The sequence below is a fragment of the Streptomyces sp. NPDC098101 genome (genome assembly GCF_044760185.1).
Classification (GTDB): Bacteria; Actinomycetota; Actinomycetes; order Streptomycetales; family Streptomycetaceae; genus Streptomyces.
Genome location: NZ_JBIWAS010000005.1, coordinates 132,677 through 147,138, shown reverse-complemented (window position 1 = coordinate 147,138; position 14,462 = coordinate 132,677). Strand labels below are relative to the sequence as shown.

The following is a 14,462-nucleotide window of genomic DNA, read 5'->3' as shown; positions in this document are numbered from 1 at the left end:
GGAAGGGTTCAGAGCACGAACGCCTGAGCGCCGTTCTCCGTCACCATCGGGCGCCCGGCGCCGTCCCAGGCGAGCATCCCGCCGTCGACGTTCACCGCGTCGAAGCCCTGCTGGACCAGGTACTGGGTGACCTGCGCCGACCGGCCGCCCACCCGGCACATCACATAGGCGCGGCCGTGCTCGGCCAGGGACTCCGTGACCTCGCCGAAGCGGGCCACGAAGTCGCTCATCGGCACGTGCACCGCGCCCTCGACGTGGCCCGCGGCCCACTCGTCTTCCTCCCTGACGTCCAGCACCAGGGCATCGGCCGGCACGGCGGCCGCGTCCACCGAGGGCAGCGGGGAGAAATTCATGGGACTGGCCTTCTCTCGTCGAAACCGCCCGACTCTCGCCGGAACCGCCCGAAGCAGGGTCTCGGGCGCACGGAAAAACCTACTGCACCAGGCCGGACAGCTCGTTCTCCCGCTCGGAGACCTGCGCGAGCAGCTGCTCCGCGATCTCTTCGAGCAGCCGGTCGGGGTCGTCCGGCGCCATCCGCAGCATCGCGCCGATCGCGCTCTCCTCCAGCTCGCGCGCCACCGCCGACAGCATGTCCTTGCGGTCCGCGAGCCACTCCAGGCGCGCGTACAGCTCCTCGCTCTCGCTGAGCCGCTCCTCGACCGGCGCAGGACCGGCCTCCCACTCGGCGGACAGCTCGCGCAGCAGCCCCTCGTCGCCCCGGGCGTAGGCGGCGTTGACCCGGGTGATGAACTCCTCGCGCCGCTTCCGCTCCCCCTCCTCCCGGGCGAGGTCGGGGTGGGCCTTGCGGGCCAGCTCGCGGTAGAGCCTGCGGGCCTCCTCCCCGGGCCGGACCCGCTTCGGCGGCTGCACCGGCCGCTCGGTAAGCATGGCCGCCGCCTCGGGGGAGAGGCCGTCGGTGTCGATCCAGTCGTGGAACAGCTCCTCCACCCCGGGCATCGGCATGACCGCCGCCCGGGCCTCCTGGGCCCGCCGCAGGTCCTCGGGGTCGCCGGTGCGCGCCGCCCGGGCCTCGGCGATCAGCGCCTCCAGCTCGTCGAGCCGCGCGTACATCGGGCCGAGCTTCTGGTGGTGCAGCCGGGAGAAGTTCTCCACCTCGACCCGGAAGGTCTCGACGGCGATCTCGAACTCGATCAGCGCCTGCTCGGCCACCCGCACGGCACGCTCAAGCCGCGCCTCGGGCCGCTCGTCGCCCCCGGCGTCCGCCCCCGGCTGCCCACCGGGAACACCGCCGTCCGCACCGTCGGCCGTCCCACCGGTCACGCCCTCGTCCGCACCGCCGGTCGCACCGTCGGCCACGCTGCCGTCCGCGCCGCCGACCGCGTCACCGTTCACGTCGTCGGCCGCACCGCCGACCGCGTTCTCGGTGCCGTCCCGCTCCTGATCCCGGCCCTGGTCCACGTCGCTGTCCTCGCTCCGGCTCGTCACCCTCCCAGCGTAAGGGGCCGGGGCCGCCCGCCCTCGCGGAGGAGCCCGGCCTCGCGGAGGGGTTCAGACGCCGAGCTCGGCCGCCACGCGTCCGGAGCGGACGGCGGAGAGCAGATCGGCGTGGTCGGCCGTGGTGCGGTCCGCGTACGCGACGGCGAAGGAGGCCACGGCCTCGTCCAGCTCCTCGCTCTTGCCGCAGTAACCGGATATCAGGCGCGGGTCGGCGCTGTGGGCGTGGGCGCGGGCGAGCAGGGCCCCGGTCATCCGCCCGTAGTCGTCGACCTGGTCGGCGGTGAGCGCGGCGGGGTCGACGCTGCCCTTGCGGTTGCGGAACTGGCGCACCTGGAACGGGCGCCCGTCGACCGTGGTCCAGCCGAGCAGGATGTCGCTGACGACCTGCATCCGCTTCTGCCCGAGCACCACGCGCCTCCCCTCGTGGCCCGCCTCCTCCACCGCGAACCCGGCGGGCGGGAGGTGGGGGAGCAGGACCGAGGGCCGGGCCTCCTTCACCTGGAGCACCAGCGGCTCGCCCCGGTGGTCGAGGAGCAGGACGACGTAGGAGCGGGTGCCGACGCTGCCGGTGCCGACCACCCGGAAGGCCACGTCGTGGACGGCGTACCGGGCGAGGAGCGGCAGCCGGTCCTCGGACAGGGTCTCCAGGTAGGCGCCGAGGGAGGAGGCGACCAGGGCCGCCTCGGCGTCCGGGACCCGGCGCAGCACCGGGGGAGCGTCGACGAACCTGCGGCCGCCGCCCTCGGCGTCCGCCACGGCCTCGGTCGACCGGGCGGCGAACCGGGCACTGGTGTTGTTGCGGGCCTTGGCGGAGACCTTCTCCAGGATGCCGAGGAGGTCGTGGGCGTCGGCGTGGGAGACGAGCTCCTCGTCGGCGATCGCGTTCCAGGCATCGGCGGCGGGGAGGCGGGCGAGCAGGCGCATGGTGCGCCGGTAGGCGCCGACGGCGTCGAAGGCGGCGGCCCGGCAGACCTCCTCGCTCGCGCCGACCTCCCGCCCGGCGAGGACCAGGGAGGTGGCGAGCCGCTTGAGGTCCCACTCCCAGGGGCCGACGACGGTCTCGTCGAAGTCGTTGAGGTCCATGACGAGCCGGCCGCGGGCATCCCCGTAGAGGCCGAAGTTGGCGGCGTGCGCGTCACCGCATATCTGCGCGGCGATCCCGGTGACGGGGGTCCCGACGAGGTCCTGGGCCATCAGTCCGGCGGAGCCGCGCAGGAAGGCGAACGGGCTCGCCGCCATCCTGCCGACCCGCATCGGCGTCAGCTCGGGGACCCGGCCGAAGTTCGACTCCTCGACGGCCCGGACGGCGTCCGGGCGGTCGGCGACGGGGTCCTGCCGGTCGTGCGAGGAGCGGGGGACCCGTCGGCGCAGTTCCTTGCCCCGCTCCTTGGGGGAGGCGCCGGCCCCCGCGTCCGCCCGGCGCGCGAACCCCGGCACGTGCGGGACGCGCTCCGCGCGCGGTACTCCGTCCGTACCGCGCCGCTCCGGCACGACAGCCGTGATCACGTCCATGGGACGTCCTCCCCCGATGCGATGTTCGTCCTCGTTCGGCCCTGACGGTACCTCCGCCGCCGATCGGCCGTCTCCCCCTGTGGACAAGCACCTGTGGACAACTCCCCGCCGCCGGGCCCCGGGCGGGAATCAGACCGCGACGGCCTCCTCCATCTCCTCCTCGGCCTCGGCCTTCTTCGCCACGGCCCGCGTCTCGGCGGGCCCGGCGGCCGCCTTGGCCCGCCGTGCCTCCGCGCGGCCCGCGACGGTGACGAGAGCGGCTCCGGCGAGGAGCCAGAGGGCGAGGACGAGGACGTTCCCGCCGAGGGCGTGGCCGTCGAAGTACACGTGGGCGCGCACGCCCTCGACGAAGCCCGCGCCGTTCCAGAAGGCGTGCAGGGCGCCGAAGAAGCCGGGCTGGAGCTCGGGCCGGTAGATGCCGCCGGAGCTGGTGAAGTTGAGCATGACGAAGAGGACCATCACGCCGAGCGTGGTCCAGCGGCGCAGGAAGGTGTGCAGCCCGACGCCGACCAGCAGGATGCCCGCCGCGTACAGCCAGGACATCGCCCACACCCCGCCGAGCCCCCGGTCGACCAGGTGGAAGACCGGTCCGGCGAAGAGGGTGCCGATCAGGCTGACGACGAACGACATCCCGGCGGCGAGCAGGACCCTGATCCGCATGGGCAGGACGGCTCCGGCGCCGCCGATGACGGCGACCGAGGCGTACGCGCCGATGCTGAGGGCGACCAGGAGGAAGAAGACGCCCTGGCCGGTGGGGTCGCCGGAGGCGGTGGGGGCCACGTCGGTGACCTTCAGCGGGGCGCCCTGCGCGGCGGCGACCTTGGTGAACACCTTCTCGACCGCCATGGCGCTGGTGTCGGAGGAGCCCGAGGCGACGAGGAGTTCGGGCTTCTCGCCCGGTACGTAGGCGCCGAAACTGTGCTGCTCGCGCAGCGCGGTGACGGCCGCCTCCCGGTCGGCGACGGTGCGGACGTCGAGGGCGCCCGCCCCCTTGTCCTGGAGCGACTGGGCGAGGACCTGGTGCGCGGGCGCCGAGCCGACGACGTCGACGCGCAGGTCGTGGGGTTCGGGAGCGTGGAAGGCGCCGAGGTAGGCGAGCCCCATGCCGACGCACATCAGCAGGGGGGTGAGCAGATGCCCGAGGACGTGCTTCAACGCTCCCCTGGTGTTCGGTCCTGCGGACACCGAGACCTCCATGGTTGGCTTTTACAACTAAAGAACCGTTGTACTATACAACCGAAAGGTCGTGAGGGGCGAACAGCGCCCGCACGAGCCCGCACGACGACGAGGGAGCCCCCCATGAACGGCGGCGCGGAACCACCCCGCGAGGCGTCCCTGGACGTCATCCAGCGCGAGCTGACGGCCTTCGCCCGCCGGGCCCGCGCCGCGGCGGCCCGAGTCCACCCCGAGCTCCCGCTCGTCTCGTACACGCTCCTCGCCCACATCGAGGAGAGCCACGGCTGCCGCGCCACCGACCTCGCGGCCCACTACCTGCTGGACAAGTCGACGGTCAGCCGCCAGCTCGCCGGCCTGGAGAAGCTCGGCTTCGTGGAGCGCCGACCGGCCCCCGACGACCACCGCGTGCAGGTCCTGCACGCCACGGAGGCGGGCACGAAGGTCCTCGACTCGGCCCGGACCAACCGCCGGGCCGCCTACCAGGAGCGCCTCAAGGACTGGCCGGCCGAGGACCTCGCCCGCTTCGCCGCGTACCTCCTGCGCTACAACGACGCCGGCACGACCGACCTCCCGAACCGCCCCGGAACCTGAGCCTCCGACGGCCCCACAGCCTCCCGCAGCTCCGCAACCCCTGAAGGCCCGTAGTCCCACAGCCCTGAAGCCCCGCAGGCTCCCTACAGCCCCACGGCCCCAGACAAGCCCCCTACAAGAGCCCCACGGGTCCCGGACCAGCCCCCCTACAACCCCGCGTCCCGCGCGAGCAGCGCCGCCTGGACGCGGTTCTCGCAGTCCAGCTTGGCCAGGATCCGGCTCACGTACGTCTTCACCGTGCCCTCGCTCATGTGCAGCCGCTTCCCCGCGTCGGCGTTGGAGAGCCCCTCCCCAAGCAGTGCCAGGACCTCCCGCTCCTTCTCGCTGAGCGCCGCCACCCGCCCCCGGGCCTCCTCCGCGCGGGCCGCCTCCCGGCCCCTGGCGAGCCGCTCCACCACGTGCCGGGTCGCCGCGGGCGACAGGTACGCGTCCCCCGCCGCGGCCGCCCGCACCGCCCCGATCAGCTCCGCGGGCGCCGTGTCCTTCAGCAGGAACCCGGCACCCCCGTGCTCCAGCGCCCGCAGGACGTTCTCCCGCTCGCCGAAGGTCGTCAGGATGATGACCCGGGCGGCGGGCGCCGCCCGCCGCAGCTCCGGCAGCGCCGAGAGCCCGTCGAGGACCGGCATCTGGATGTCGAGCAGCACCACGTCGGCGGCGTGCGCCCGCGCAGCCTCGACCGCCGCCCGCCCGTCGGCCGCCTCCCCGACGACCTGGATGTCCGGGTCAGAGATGAGGATCATCCGGATACCCGCCCTGATCAGCGGCTCGTCGTCGGCGATCACGACCCTGATGGGCTGCCCTGCCACAGCTTCTCCCCCACAGCTCCGGTACGAGCGGCCGCGCTACCGCTGCTCGGCCATGTACGACTTCTTCTCGATCAGCTTGCCGTCCTTGAAGCAGAACCGGAAAACGGGCTCCTCGTCCCAGCTGTCGCTCGTCTCCGAGGACAGCAGCACCAGGCACTCGGATCCTTCCGGCCGCGCGGGCCCCGACCCCTGGAGGCCCACCGTGGCTATCGAGTCGCCCGAGGGCAGCTGGGCGCGGACCTCCTGCTCGCCCGCCCCGACCTTCACCGCCTCGTACTCCGAGGGCTCGATCATCCCCTTCTCCAGCGAACCCACCAGGAAGTAGAGGCCGAAGCCCCCCGCCACCAGAAGCAGGACGAGCGCCGCGAACGCGATCCCGCACCCCAGCGCGACCCCTCTGCCCGTGCCCGCACCCCTGCCCCCACGCACCGCCATCGCCAGCTCCCGCTCGGTGAACGTCCAGTCGGCCGGTCCGACTACGACCGGACGACCATCTCCCACCAGCGGCTTCGTGGTCTGCTGCCGGAAGTCGTCGGCCGCATCGACCAAAGGCACTGCCTCCGCGACCGGCGCCGCCCCGTACGGCAGCATCCCGGCCACCCGGAACCCGCCGCCGTCGGCCGGGCCCGCGTGGCACATGCCGCCCACCAGCCGGGCCCGCTCGGCGAGACCGGTCAGCCCCTGCCCGCCGCTCACCATGTCCTCGGCGGGCCCGTCCGCCGGCGGCTCGTTGACGACCTCCACCACGAAGGCGTCCGGCTCGTAGCGCAGTTCGACGCCGATCGGCGCTCCCGGCGCGTACTTGTAGGCGTTGGTGAGGGCCTCCTGCACGATCCTGTACGCGGCGTGGTCGGCCGCGGGCGCGAGCGGCCGTTCCTCCCCCGCCCGCCGCAGCCCGACCTCGGTGCCGGCCGACCGGGCCGCCGCCACGAGCCCCTCGATGCCGGCGATCCCCCGGGCCGCCCGCCCCGTCTCGTCCCCCGCGGGCGCGGGCGCCACCGCGGGCCCGTCCGCCGCGCCGACCCCGTCGCGGAGTATCCCGACGACCTCCCGCAGCTCGTGCATCGCGGTCACCGAGGCGTTCCGCAGGACGCCGACCACTTCGCGCTGCCGCTCGCTCAGCTCCCGGTCCACCTCCAGGGCCCCCGTGTGCACGGCGATCAGGGCCAGTTGGTGTCCGAGGCTGTCGTGCATGTCCTGGGCGATGCGCTGCCGCTCCCGCAGCCGCGCCTGCCAGACGACCATGGTCCGCTCGCGCAGCAGTTGGGCGTTGCGCTCCTGGAGCGCGTGCAGCAGGGTCCGCCGCTGGGTCCAGTAGCGGTGGGCGAGCCCGGGCGCCAGGGTGGTCCCCAGGTAGTACAGGGTCGCCATGAAGGCGACGGTGAAGAGCCGCTGCCGGTCCCAGGTGTCCACGAGCGTCCCTCCGACGTCGAGGACGAAGGCGGCGATGAACGCGGTCAGCGCCCGCCCGGCGCTCGCGATGTACCGGCCGGCCGACCAGCCGACCACGATCAGCAGCGGCCCGAACCCGGCGGCGAAGGGGGCGAGCGCCGCCGTCAGGACGAGCACGCTCGCGGGGAGCCGCCTGCGCAGCAGCGACAGCACGGCGGCACCGGCGGCGACCCCCGCGAGCCGCCATCCCTCGCCGCCCATCAGCTCCTCGGTCCCGGCGCCGAGCAGCGCCACGACCGCGGCGAGCGCCACCTCACCGGTGGTCCTGCGCCCCGACCACTGTCCGGGCACCGCGAACCAGGCCCACGCGGCGGCGAGCGCGGCCCCGATCCCGTACGAACCCCGGTCCCCCGACTTCGACATAGCGTCCACGCCCGCACCCTAGGCACGCGCCCCGCCGTCGGCCTTCCCTCTTTCGTCTCACCCGCCCATGACGAAGGTCGCGCCCTGTGGAGTACCTCACACGAGGGCGTCGACCCCCACGGCGGGAAACACGACGGGAACCGAGGTGGGAAAAGAGAGAAGGCCGACACCATGAACATGGTGTCGGCCTTCTCGTCCGTACATCTGGAGCGATGCTCCTGGTGCGCGAGGGGGGAGTTGAACCCCCACGCCCTTTCGGGCACTGGAACCTGAATCCAGCGCGTCTGCCTATTCCGCCACCCGCGCATTGGGTGTGCTCCGGGCCCTCTCACTTTTTGGTGGGAGCGCCTGGCGACATCAGAAGATTAGCACGTCGCAGACCGTGGATTCACATCCGTTGTTTCGACTCCGCTCGCGGAGACCAAGGTGACCAGGGTGAGGGAGTGACAGGAGGGCGGACGGGGGTAGGGCGAAGCGAAAGGGAGGCGGAAGCCTGGGGAGAAAGAGGCCCCCGGGGGCAGAAGGAGCCGAGCGGGCGGGCGCCGGGCCGGCGGGGAAAGCCGAGTCGGCGCAGGAGCCGGGCGAAGGGAAGCCGGGGCGAGCAGGAGACCGGAGGGCACGGACCGATCGCGGACGGATCGACGGACGGATCGACGGCCAGAAGGCGGGCAGAGGGCAGGCAGAGGCGGGCAGAGGGCGAACAACAGGGGACGGATCAGGGGCCGGACAGAGCCGGGCGGAGAGCCGGACGAGGACCGGACAGGGAGCGGCCGGACGGAAGCGCGGAACGGGGAACAGCGGGAGGAACGCGGACGGACCGCCCGCACCTCGGACCGCGCCCCCAACTTCCACAGCCGGGTGCGGGACACTGTCCACAGGCCGCCTCTACGATCCGTGGGGGCAACCTGTGAGAGGTGACACTCGTCCACAGGGCAGAGAAGGGGAACCAGCCGATTTCCCGACGCGTGGATACGATCAGTAAGCAGTACCAGGACGACAACGACGGAGGAGGTGCCCCATGGGAGTCCTGAAGCGTTTCGAGCAGCGTCTCGAAGGTCTGGTCAACGGCACCTTCGCCAAGGTCTTCAAGTCCGAGGTCCAGCCGGTCGAGATCGCCGGCGCGCTCCAGCGCGAGTGCGACAACAACGCGCAGATCTGGAACCGCGAGCGGACCGTCGTGCCCAACGACTTCATCGTCGAGCTGAGCACACCGGACTACGAGCGCCTCAGCCCCTACTCGGGCCAGCTCGGCGACGAGCTCGCCGGCCTGGTCAGGGACTACGCCAAGCAGCAGCGGTACACCTTCATGGGACCGATCAAGGTCCACCTGGAGAAGGCCGAGGACCTCGATACCGGTCTGTACCGCGTCCGCAGCCGCACGCTGGCGTCGAGTACGTCACAGTCGCAGCCGCCCGCGGGCGGACAGCAGCAGGGCCGCGACGGCTACGGGTACCCCCCGGCCGGCGCCCCGCCCATGCCCGCCTCCCCGCCCCCCGGCGCGCCCGGCCACCGGCCGCAGGCCGCCGCGGGCCGCCCCGGCGCCATGCCCGGCCCCGCCACCCACGGCGGAGCGGGCACCCAGGTGCGCCGCTGGATCGAGATCAACGGCACCCGCCACCAGATCTCGCGCCCGACCCTGGTCCTCGGCCGCAGCACCGACGCGGACGTGAGGATCGACGATCCCGGCGTCTCCCGCCGGCACTGCGAGATCCGGACCGGAACGCCCTCGACGATCCAGGATCTCGGATCCACCAACGGCATCGTGGTGGACGGGCAGCACACCACCCGCGCTACGCTCCGCGACGGCTCGCGGATCGTCGTGGGCAGCACCACCATCGTTTACCGGCAAGCCGAAGGGTGAAGCGGGGGCAATGTCAGAGCTGACCCTGACGGTCATGCGGTTGGGTTTCCTGGCCGTTCTGTGGCTGTTCGTCATCGTGGCCGTCCAGGTCATCCGCAGTGACCTGTTCGGCACGCGGGTCACCCAGCGCGGTTCGCGGCGCCAGGAGGCGCGGCCCCAGCAGGCCGCGCGCCAGGCCTCCGCGCCCCCGCAGCAGCGCGGCCAGCAGCAGAGCACGGGCGGTCGCCAGCGCCGCGGCGCCCCGACCAAGCTCGTCGTGTCCGAGGGCACCCTCACCGGTACGACCGTCGCCCTCCAGGGCCAGACGATCACGCTGGGCCGGGCGCACGACTCGACGATCGTCCTCGACGACGACTACGCCTCCAGCAGGCACGCCCGGATCTACCCCGACCGGGACGGCCAGTGGATCGTCGAGGACCTCGGGTCCACCAACGGCACGTACCTCGACCGGGCCCGTCTCACCACCGCGACGCCGATTCCGCTGGGCGCGCCGATCCGCATCGGCAAGACCGTCATCGAGCTGCGGAAGTAGTGGCGACATCATGAAGAGGCGCGAGCGGAGCGAGCGAGCCGGGACGATCCCCGCCCCGGGGTGTTCCGTGCTCCCGGCCGGAGCGGCTGAAGCGTCCGGAGCGACTGAAGTGACCGGAGCGACCGGAGGGTGGGCAGTGTGGGTCGAGACCGGCTGTACCCCGATGCAGCGTCGACAGGGCAGGTGCGCATGACTCTGTCGCTGCGCTTCGCCGCGGGCTCGCACAAGGGCATGATCCGCGAGGGCAACGAGGACTCCGGCTACGCCGGTCCCCGGCTGCTCGCCATCGCCGACGGCATGGGCGGCCAGGCCGCCGGCGAGGTCGCCTCCTCCGAGGTGATCTCCACCCTCGTCACGCTCGACGACGACGTCCCCGGCTCCGACATCCTCACCTCGCTCGGTACGGCGGTGCAGCGCGCCAACGACCAGCTGCGGATGATGGTCGAGGAGGACCCGCAGCTGGAGGGCATGGGCACCACGCTCACCGCCCTCCTGTGGACCGGCCAGCGGCTCGGTCTGGTGCACGTCGGCGACTCGCGCGCCTACCTGCTCCGCGACGGCGTCCTGACCCAGATCACCCAGGACCACACCTGGGTCCAGCGCCTCGTCGACGAGGGCCGGATCACCGAGGAAGAGGCCACCACCCACCCGCAGCGCTCGCTCCTCATGCGCGCGCTCGGCAGCGGCGACCACGTCGAGCCCGACCTCTCCATCCGCGAGGTCCGGGCCGGCGACCGCTACCTGATCTGCTCCGACGGCCTGTCCGGCGTGGTCTCGCACCAGACCCTCGAGGACACCCTCGCCAGCTACCAGGGCCCGCAGGAGACCGTGCAGGAGCTCATCCAGCTCGCACTGCGCGGCGGCGGCCCCGACAACATCACGGTGATCGTCGCCGACGTCCTCGACGTCGACGGCGGCGACACCCTCGCCGGCCACCTCAACGACACCCCGGTCGTCGTGGGCGCGGTCGCCGAGAACCAGGCCCAGCTGAACGACGGCGGGGCCATGCAGACCCCGGCCGGCCGCGCCTCCGGGCTCGGCCGCCACGCCTCGCACCGGCAGCCCCCGGCCGGCGGCTTCGGCCCGCCCGGCAGCGGCGACGACCAGGGCTACGACGGGATGCCCCCGGAGGGCTCCTTCGAGTCGTACACCGAGGACGACTTCGTCAAGCCGCGCAAGGGCCGCAAGTGGCTCAAGCGCTCCTTCTTCCTCGTCCTGGTCCTCGCCCTCGTCGGGGGCGGCCTCTACGGCGGCTGGCGCTGGACGCAGACCCAGTACTTCGTGGGCTCCAAGGACCAGCACGTGGCGCTCTACCAGGGGATCAGCCAGGACCTGGCGTGGGTCTCGCTGTCGAAGGTCGAGAAGGACCACCCCGAGATCGAACTCAAGTACCTCCCCGCCTACCAGCGGAAGCAGGTCGAGGACACGATCGCGGGCGGCAGCCTCGGCAAGGCCGAGACGAAGATCTCCGAGCTGGCCGTGCAGGCCTCCGCCTGCAAGAAGACCGAGCAGCGCCGCGCCGCCGCCGAGAAGGCCGCCGACCAGGCGAGCAAGCCGCCGGCCCAGAAGCCCGACGGCACCGCCACCCCCGACTCCAAGCCCACCACAGCCGCTCCGTCCCCGGGTCCCACCCTCACCGGGGAGGAGCAGAAGCTGGCCTCGAACTGCGGCAAGCAGTAAGCACCCGTAGGGGGGCCTTTCACCACCATGAGCGTTGTCACCAACACGACCACCATCGGCGCGATCGAGGCGCCGAGCCGTCGTAACACCGAGCTGGCGCTGCTCGCGTTCGCCGTCGTCATCCCGGTGTTCGCGTACCTCAACGTCGGCCTGGCCATCGACGGCAAGGTGCCGGCCGGAATGCTCGGGTACGGACTCGGCCTCGCCCTCCTCGCGGGCGTCGCACACCTGGTGGTCCGGAAGTGGGCCCCGTACGCCGATCCGCTGCTGCTGCCCCTGGCGACCCTGCTCAACGGCATGGGGCTGGTGCTGATCTGGCGGCTGGACCAGTCGCCGCGGCTGATCGCGACCTCGATGCGGCTCTACAAGAGCTTCAGCCCGGACGCCCCGAGCCAGATGATGTACTCGGCGATCGGCATCGCCATGTTCGTGGGCGTGCTGCTGCTGCTCAAGGACCACCGGGTCCTCCAGCGCTACACGTACATCTCCATGGTGGTCGCCCTCGTCCTGCTGCTGCTGCCGCTCGTGCCGGGCCTCGGCACGGACAGCTTCGGCGCCAAGATCTGGATCCGGGTCGGCGGCTTCTCGATCCAGCCGGGCGAGTTCGCCAAGCTGGTCCTCGCGGTGTTCTTCTCCGGCTACCTGATGGTGAAGCGGGACGCCCTGGCCCTGGCCAGCCGCCGCTTCATGGGGCTCTACCTGCCGCGAGGCCGCGACCTCGGCCCGATCCTGACGATCTGGGCGGTCAGCCTCCTCATCCTGGTCTTCGAGAACGACCTCGGCACCTCGCTGCTGTTCTTCGGCATGTTCGTGATCATGCTGTACGTGGCGACCGAGCGGACCAGCTGGATCGTCATGGGTCTGCTGATGGCTTCGGCCGGAGCGGTCGCCGTCAGCTCCTTCGCCAGCCACGTCCAGTCCCGTGTGGCGGCCTGGCTCGATCCCTTCGAGTGCCTGAAGACGGCGCCCCCCGGCAGCAACATGGCGTACGCCTGCGACCAGATGACCCAGGTGCTGATGTCCTTCGGCTCCGGCGGCATCCTCGGCACCGGCCTCGGCCAGGGCAACTCCGACCTCATCGGCTTCGCGGCCAACTCCGACTTCATCTTCGCCACCGTCGGCGAGGAGCTCGGCCTCACCGGTGTGATGGTCTTCCTGCTCCTCTACGGGCTGATCGTCGAGCGCGGCATCCGCACCTCCCTCGCCGCGCGCGACCCCTTCGGCAAGCTGCTCGCGATGGGCCTCTCCGGTGCCTTCGCGCTCCAGATCTTCGTCGTCGCCGGCGGTGTCCTGGGGCTCATCCCGCTCACCGGTATGACCATGCCGTTCCTCGCGTACGGCGGTTCCTCCGTGATCGCCAACTGGGCACTGATCGGCATCCTGATCCGGATCAGCGACACCGCGCGCCGTCCCGCGCCCGCGCCCGCCCCGTCCCCCGACGCCGAGATGACCCAGGTGGTCCGTCCGTGAACAAGCCGCTGCGGCGGGTCGCGATCTTCTGCGGCCTGCTCATCCTCGCCCTGCTCCTGCGGGACAACTGGGTGCAGTTCGTCCGTTCCGACGAGCTGACCACGCACGCGAAGAACACCCGTGTCCGCATCGAGCGGTACGCCAACGAGCGCGGCAACATCATCGTCGACGGCAAGCCGATCACCGGCTCCGTCGACTCCAAGGACGAGTACTACAAGTACAAGCGCACCTACGTCGACGGCCCCATGTGGGCCCCGGTCACCGGCTTCGCCTCGCAGGCGTACGACGCCACCCAGATCGAGAAGCTCGAGGACGGCATCCTCACCGGCAACGACGACCGGCTCTTCTTCGACCGCACCCTCGCCATGTTCACCGGCGAGAAGAAGAAGGGCGGTGACGTCATCACCACCCTGAACGGCGCCGCGCAGAAGGCCGCCTTCGAGGGCCTCGGCAAGAACACCGGCGCCGTCGTCGCCATCGAGCCCAAGACCGGCAAGATCCTGGCGATGGCCTCCACCCCGTCGTACGACCCCTCCTCCTTCGCCGGATACTCCCGCAAGGACGAGAAGGCCTGGGTCACGCTGGAGAAGGACAAGAACAAGCCGAAGCTGAACCGGGCGCTCCGCGAGATCTACCCGCCCGGCTCCGTCTTCAAGGTCGTCACCGCCGCCGCCGCGCTGGAGAACGGCAAGGTCAACGACATCAACGCGCCGACCGAAACCCCCGAGGGCTGGAAGATCCCCCTCTCCAGCAAGGAGATGGTCAACCACGCCAGCGGCTGCGCGAACGCCAGCCTGAACCGGGCGCTGGAGATCTCCTGCAACTCGGTCTTCGCGAAGCTCGGCGACGACGTCGGCCGCGACAAGATGGTCGAGATGGCCGAGAAGTTCGGTTTCAACGCCGAGCAGTTCACCCCGGTCCGCTCCTCCGCCTCCGTCTACGACAAGAAGTCCGACCGGGGCGGCAACGCGCTCTCCTCCATCGGCCAGTTCAACACCGCGACCACCCCGCTCCAGATGGCGATGGTCACGGCGGCGATCGCCAACGACGGCAAGCTGATGAAGCCGTACATGATCGACGAGCTGCGCGCCCCGAACGTCGACCTGGTCAAGAAGAACGAGCCCGAGGAGCTGAGCCGCCCGGTCTCGCAGGAGACCGCCCAGAAGCTCCAGCAGATGATGGAGAACGTCGTCACCAAGGGCACCGGCGGCAACGCCGACCTGAAGATGGACGGCGTGAAGGTCGGCGGCAAGACGGGTACGGCCCAGCACGGCGCGAAGAACGCCAAGCGCCCCTACGCCTGGTTCATCTCGTACGCGAAGACCGCCGAGGGCTCCCCGGTCGCGGTCGCCGTCATCGTCGAGGACTCGGCGGGCACGAACCGCGAGGACATCAGCGGCGGCGGCCTGGCCGCCCCGATCGCGAAGGCCGTGATGAAGGCGGTCCTGAAGAGCCGGGGATGATCCCCCGGCACGGTACGGGCCAGGTACCGGTCAGGTATCAGCTACCGGCCCCGGGCGGAACGCCTGCCCGGGGCCGGTAGCGTATGCGCGAACAGCAC

Annotated in this window: 12 protein-coding genes and 1 tRNA gene; 6 read left to right on the top strand and 7 right to left on the bottom strand. The window is 71.7% G+C overall.

Annotated features, from left to right (window positions below):
* Window positions 1-8 precede the first annotated feature (8 nt).
* The 4 genes from ACIQVI_RS23520 to ACIQVI_RS23505 form a co-directional block, all read right to left on the bottom strand.
* Window positions 9-353 carry a rhodanese-like domain-containing protein gene (locus tag ACIQVI_RS23520; protein WP_121830098.1) on the bottom strand — a complete coding sequence of 115 codons (345 nt, stop codon included), beginning with the start codon at window positions 351-353 and terminating at the stop codon, window positions 9-11.
* 79 nt (window positions 354-432) lie between these two features.
* Window positions 433-1,446 carry a hypothetical protein gene (locus tag ACIQVI_RS23515; protein ID WP_403599015.1) on the bottom strand — a complete coding sequence of 338 codons (1,014 nt, stop codon included), beginning with the start codon at window positions 1,444-1,446 and terminating at the stop codon, window positions 433-435.
* A gap of 63 nt (window positions 1,447-1,509) precedes the next feature.
* Window positions 1,510-2,970 carry a DUF2252 domain-containing protein gene (locus ACIQVI_RS23510; protein ID WP_403599011.1) on the bottom strand — a complete coding sequence of 487 codons (1,461 nt, stop codon included), beginning with the start codon at window positions 2,968-2,970 and terminating at the stop codon, window positions 1,510-1,512.
* A 129-nt stretch (window positions 2,971-3,099) separates the two neighbouring features.
* On the bottom strand, window positions 3,100-4,155 hold the full coding sequence (locus ACIQVI_RS23505; protein ID WP_403599008.1) for a hypothetical protein: 1,056 nt from the start codon (window positions 4,153-4,155) through the stop codon (window positions 3,100-3,102).
* Between the two features lie 114 nt (window positions 4,156-4,269).
* Here ACIQVI_RS23505 and ACIQVI_RS23500 point away from each other — a divergent pair, with 114 nt between their 5' ends.
* Complete coding sequence (locus tag ACIQVI_RS23500; RefSeq protein ID WP_351971077.1) at window positions 4,270-4,737, top strand: MarR family winged helix-turn-helix transcriptional regulator; 468 nt, start codon at window positions 4,270-4,272, stop codon at window positions 4,735-4,737.
* A 146-nt stretch (window positions 4,738-4,883) separates the two neighbouring features.
* Here ACIQVI_RS23500 and ACIQVI_RS23495 read toward each other — a convergent pair whose 3' ends face one another.
* The 3 genes from ACIQVI_RS23495 to ACIQVI_RS23485 all read right to left on the bottom strand — a co-directional run bounded on the left by ACIQVI_RS23495 (window position 4,884) and on the right by ACIQVI_RS23485 (window position 7,664).
* Window positions 4,884-5,543, bottom strand: a complete 660-nt coding sequence (locus ACIQVI_RS23495; protein WP_161372084.1) for a response regulator transcription factor — start codon at window positions 5,541-5,543, stop codon at window positions 4,884-4,886.
* Window positions 5,544-5,579: 36 nt separating this feature from the next.
* Complete coding sequence (locus ACIQVI_RS23490; protein WP_403599768.1) at window positions 5,580-7,358, bottom strand: sensor histidine kinase; 1,779 nt, start codon at window positions 7,356-7,358, stop codon at window positions 5,580-5,582.
* 219 nt (window positions 7,359-7,577) lie between these two features.
* Window positions 7,578-7,664 (bottom strand) — tRNA-Leu (locus tag ACIQVI_RS23485).
* 712 nt (window positions 7,665-8,376) lie between these two features.
* Here ACIQVI_RS23485 and ACIQVI_RS23480 point away from each other — a divergent pair.
* The 5 genes from ACIQVI_RS23480 to ACIQVI_RS23460 all read left to right on the top strand — a co-directional run bounded on the left by ACIQVI_RS23480 (window position 8,377) and on the right by ACIQVI_RS23460 (window position 14,364).
* A complete protein-coding gene (locus tag ACIQVI_RS23480) occupies window positions 8,377-9,219 on the top strand; it encodes a DUF3662 and FHA domain-containing protein (RefSeq protein WP_161372083.1) in 843 nt (280 codons plus the stop codon).
* A 10-nt stretch (window positions 9,220-9,229) separates the two neighbouring features.
* Complete coding sequence (locus ACIQVI_RS23475; protein WP_351969798.1) at window positions 9,230-9,751, top strand: FHA domain-containing protein; 522 nt, start codon at window positions 9,230-9,232, stop codon at window positions 9,749-9,751.
* 189 nt (window positions 9,752-9,940) lie between these two features.
* Window positions 9,941-11,431 (top strand): Stp1/IreP family PP2C-type Ser/Thr phosphatase, encoded by a 1,491-nt coding sequence (locus ACIQVI_RS23470; protein ID WP_351969797.1) that lies wholly within the window; start codon window positions 9,941-9,943, stop codon window positions 11,429-11,431.
* Between the two features lie 27 nt (window positions 11,432-11,458).
* Window positions 11,459-12,901: an FtsW/RodA/SpoVE family cell cycle protein gene (locus ACIQVI_RS23465; protein WP_351969796.1), complete on the top strand. Its 1,443-nt coding sequence runs from the start codon at window positions 11,459-11,461 to the stop codon at window positions 12,899-12,901.
* Window positions 12,898-14,364: a peptidoglycan D,D-transpeptidase FtsI family protein gene (locus ACIQVI_RS23460; protein ID WP_403599001.1), complete on the top strand. Its 1,467-nt coding sequence runs from the start codon at window positions 12,898-12,900 to the stop codon at window positions 14,362-14,364. Before ACIQVI_RS23465 ends, ACIQVI_RS23460 begins: the two co-directional genes overlap by 4 nt.
* Window positions 14,365-14,462: the final 98 nt, after the last annotated feature.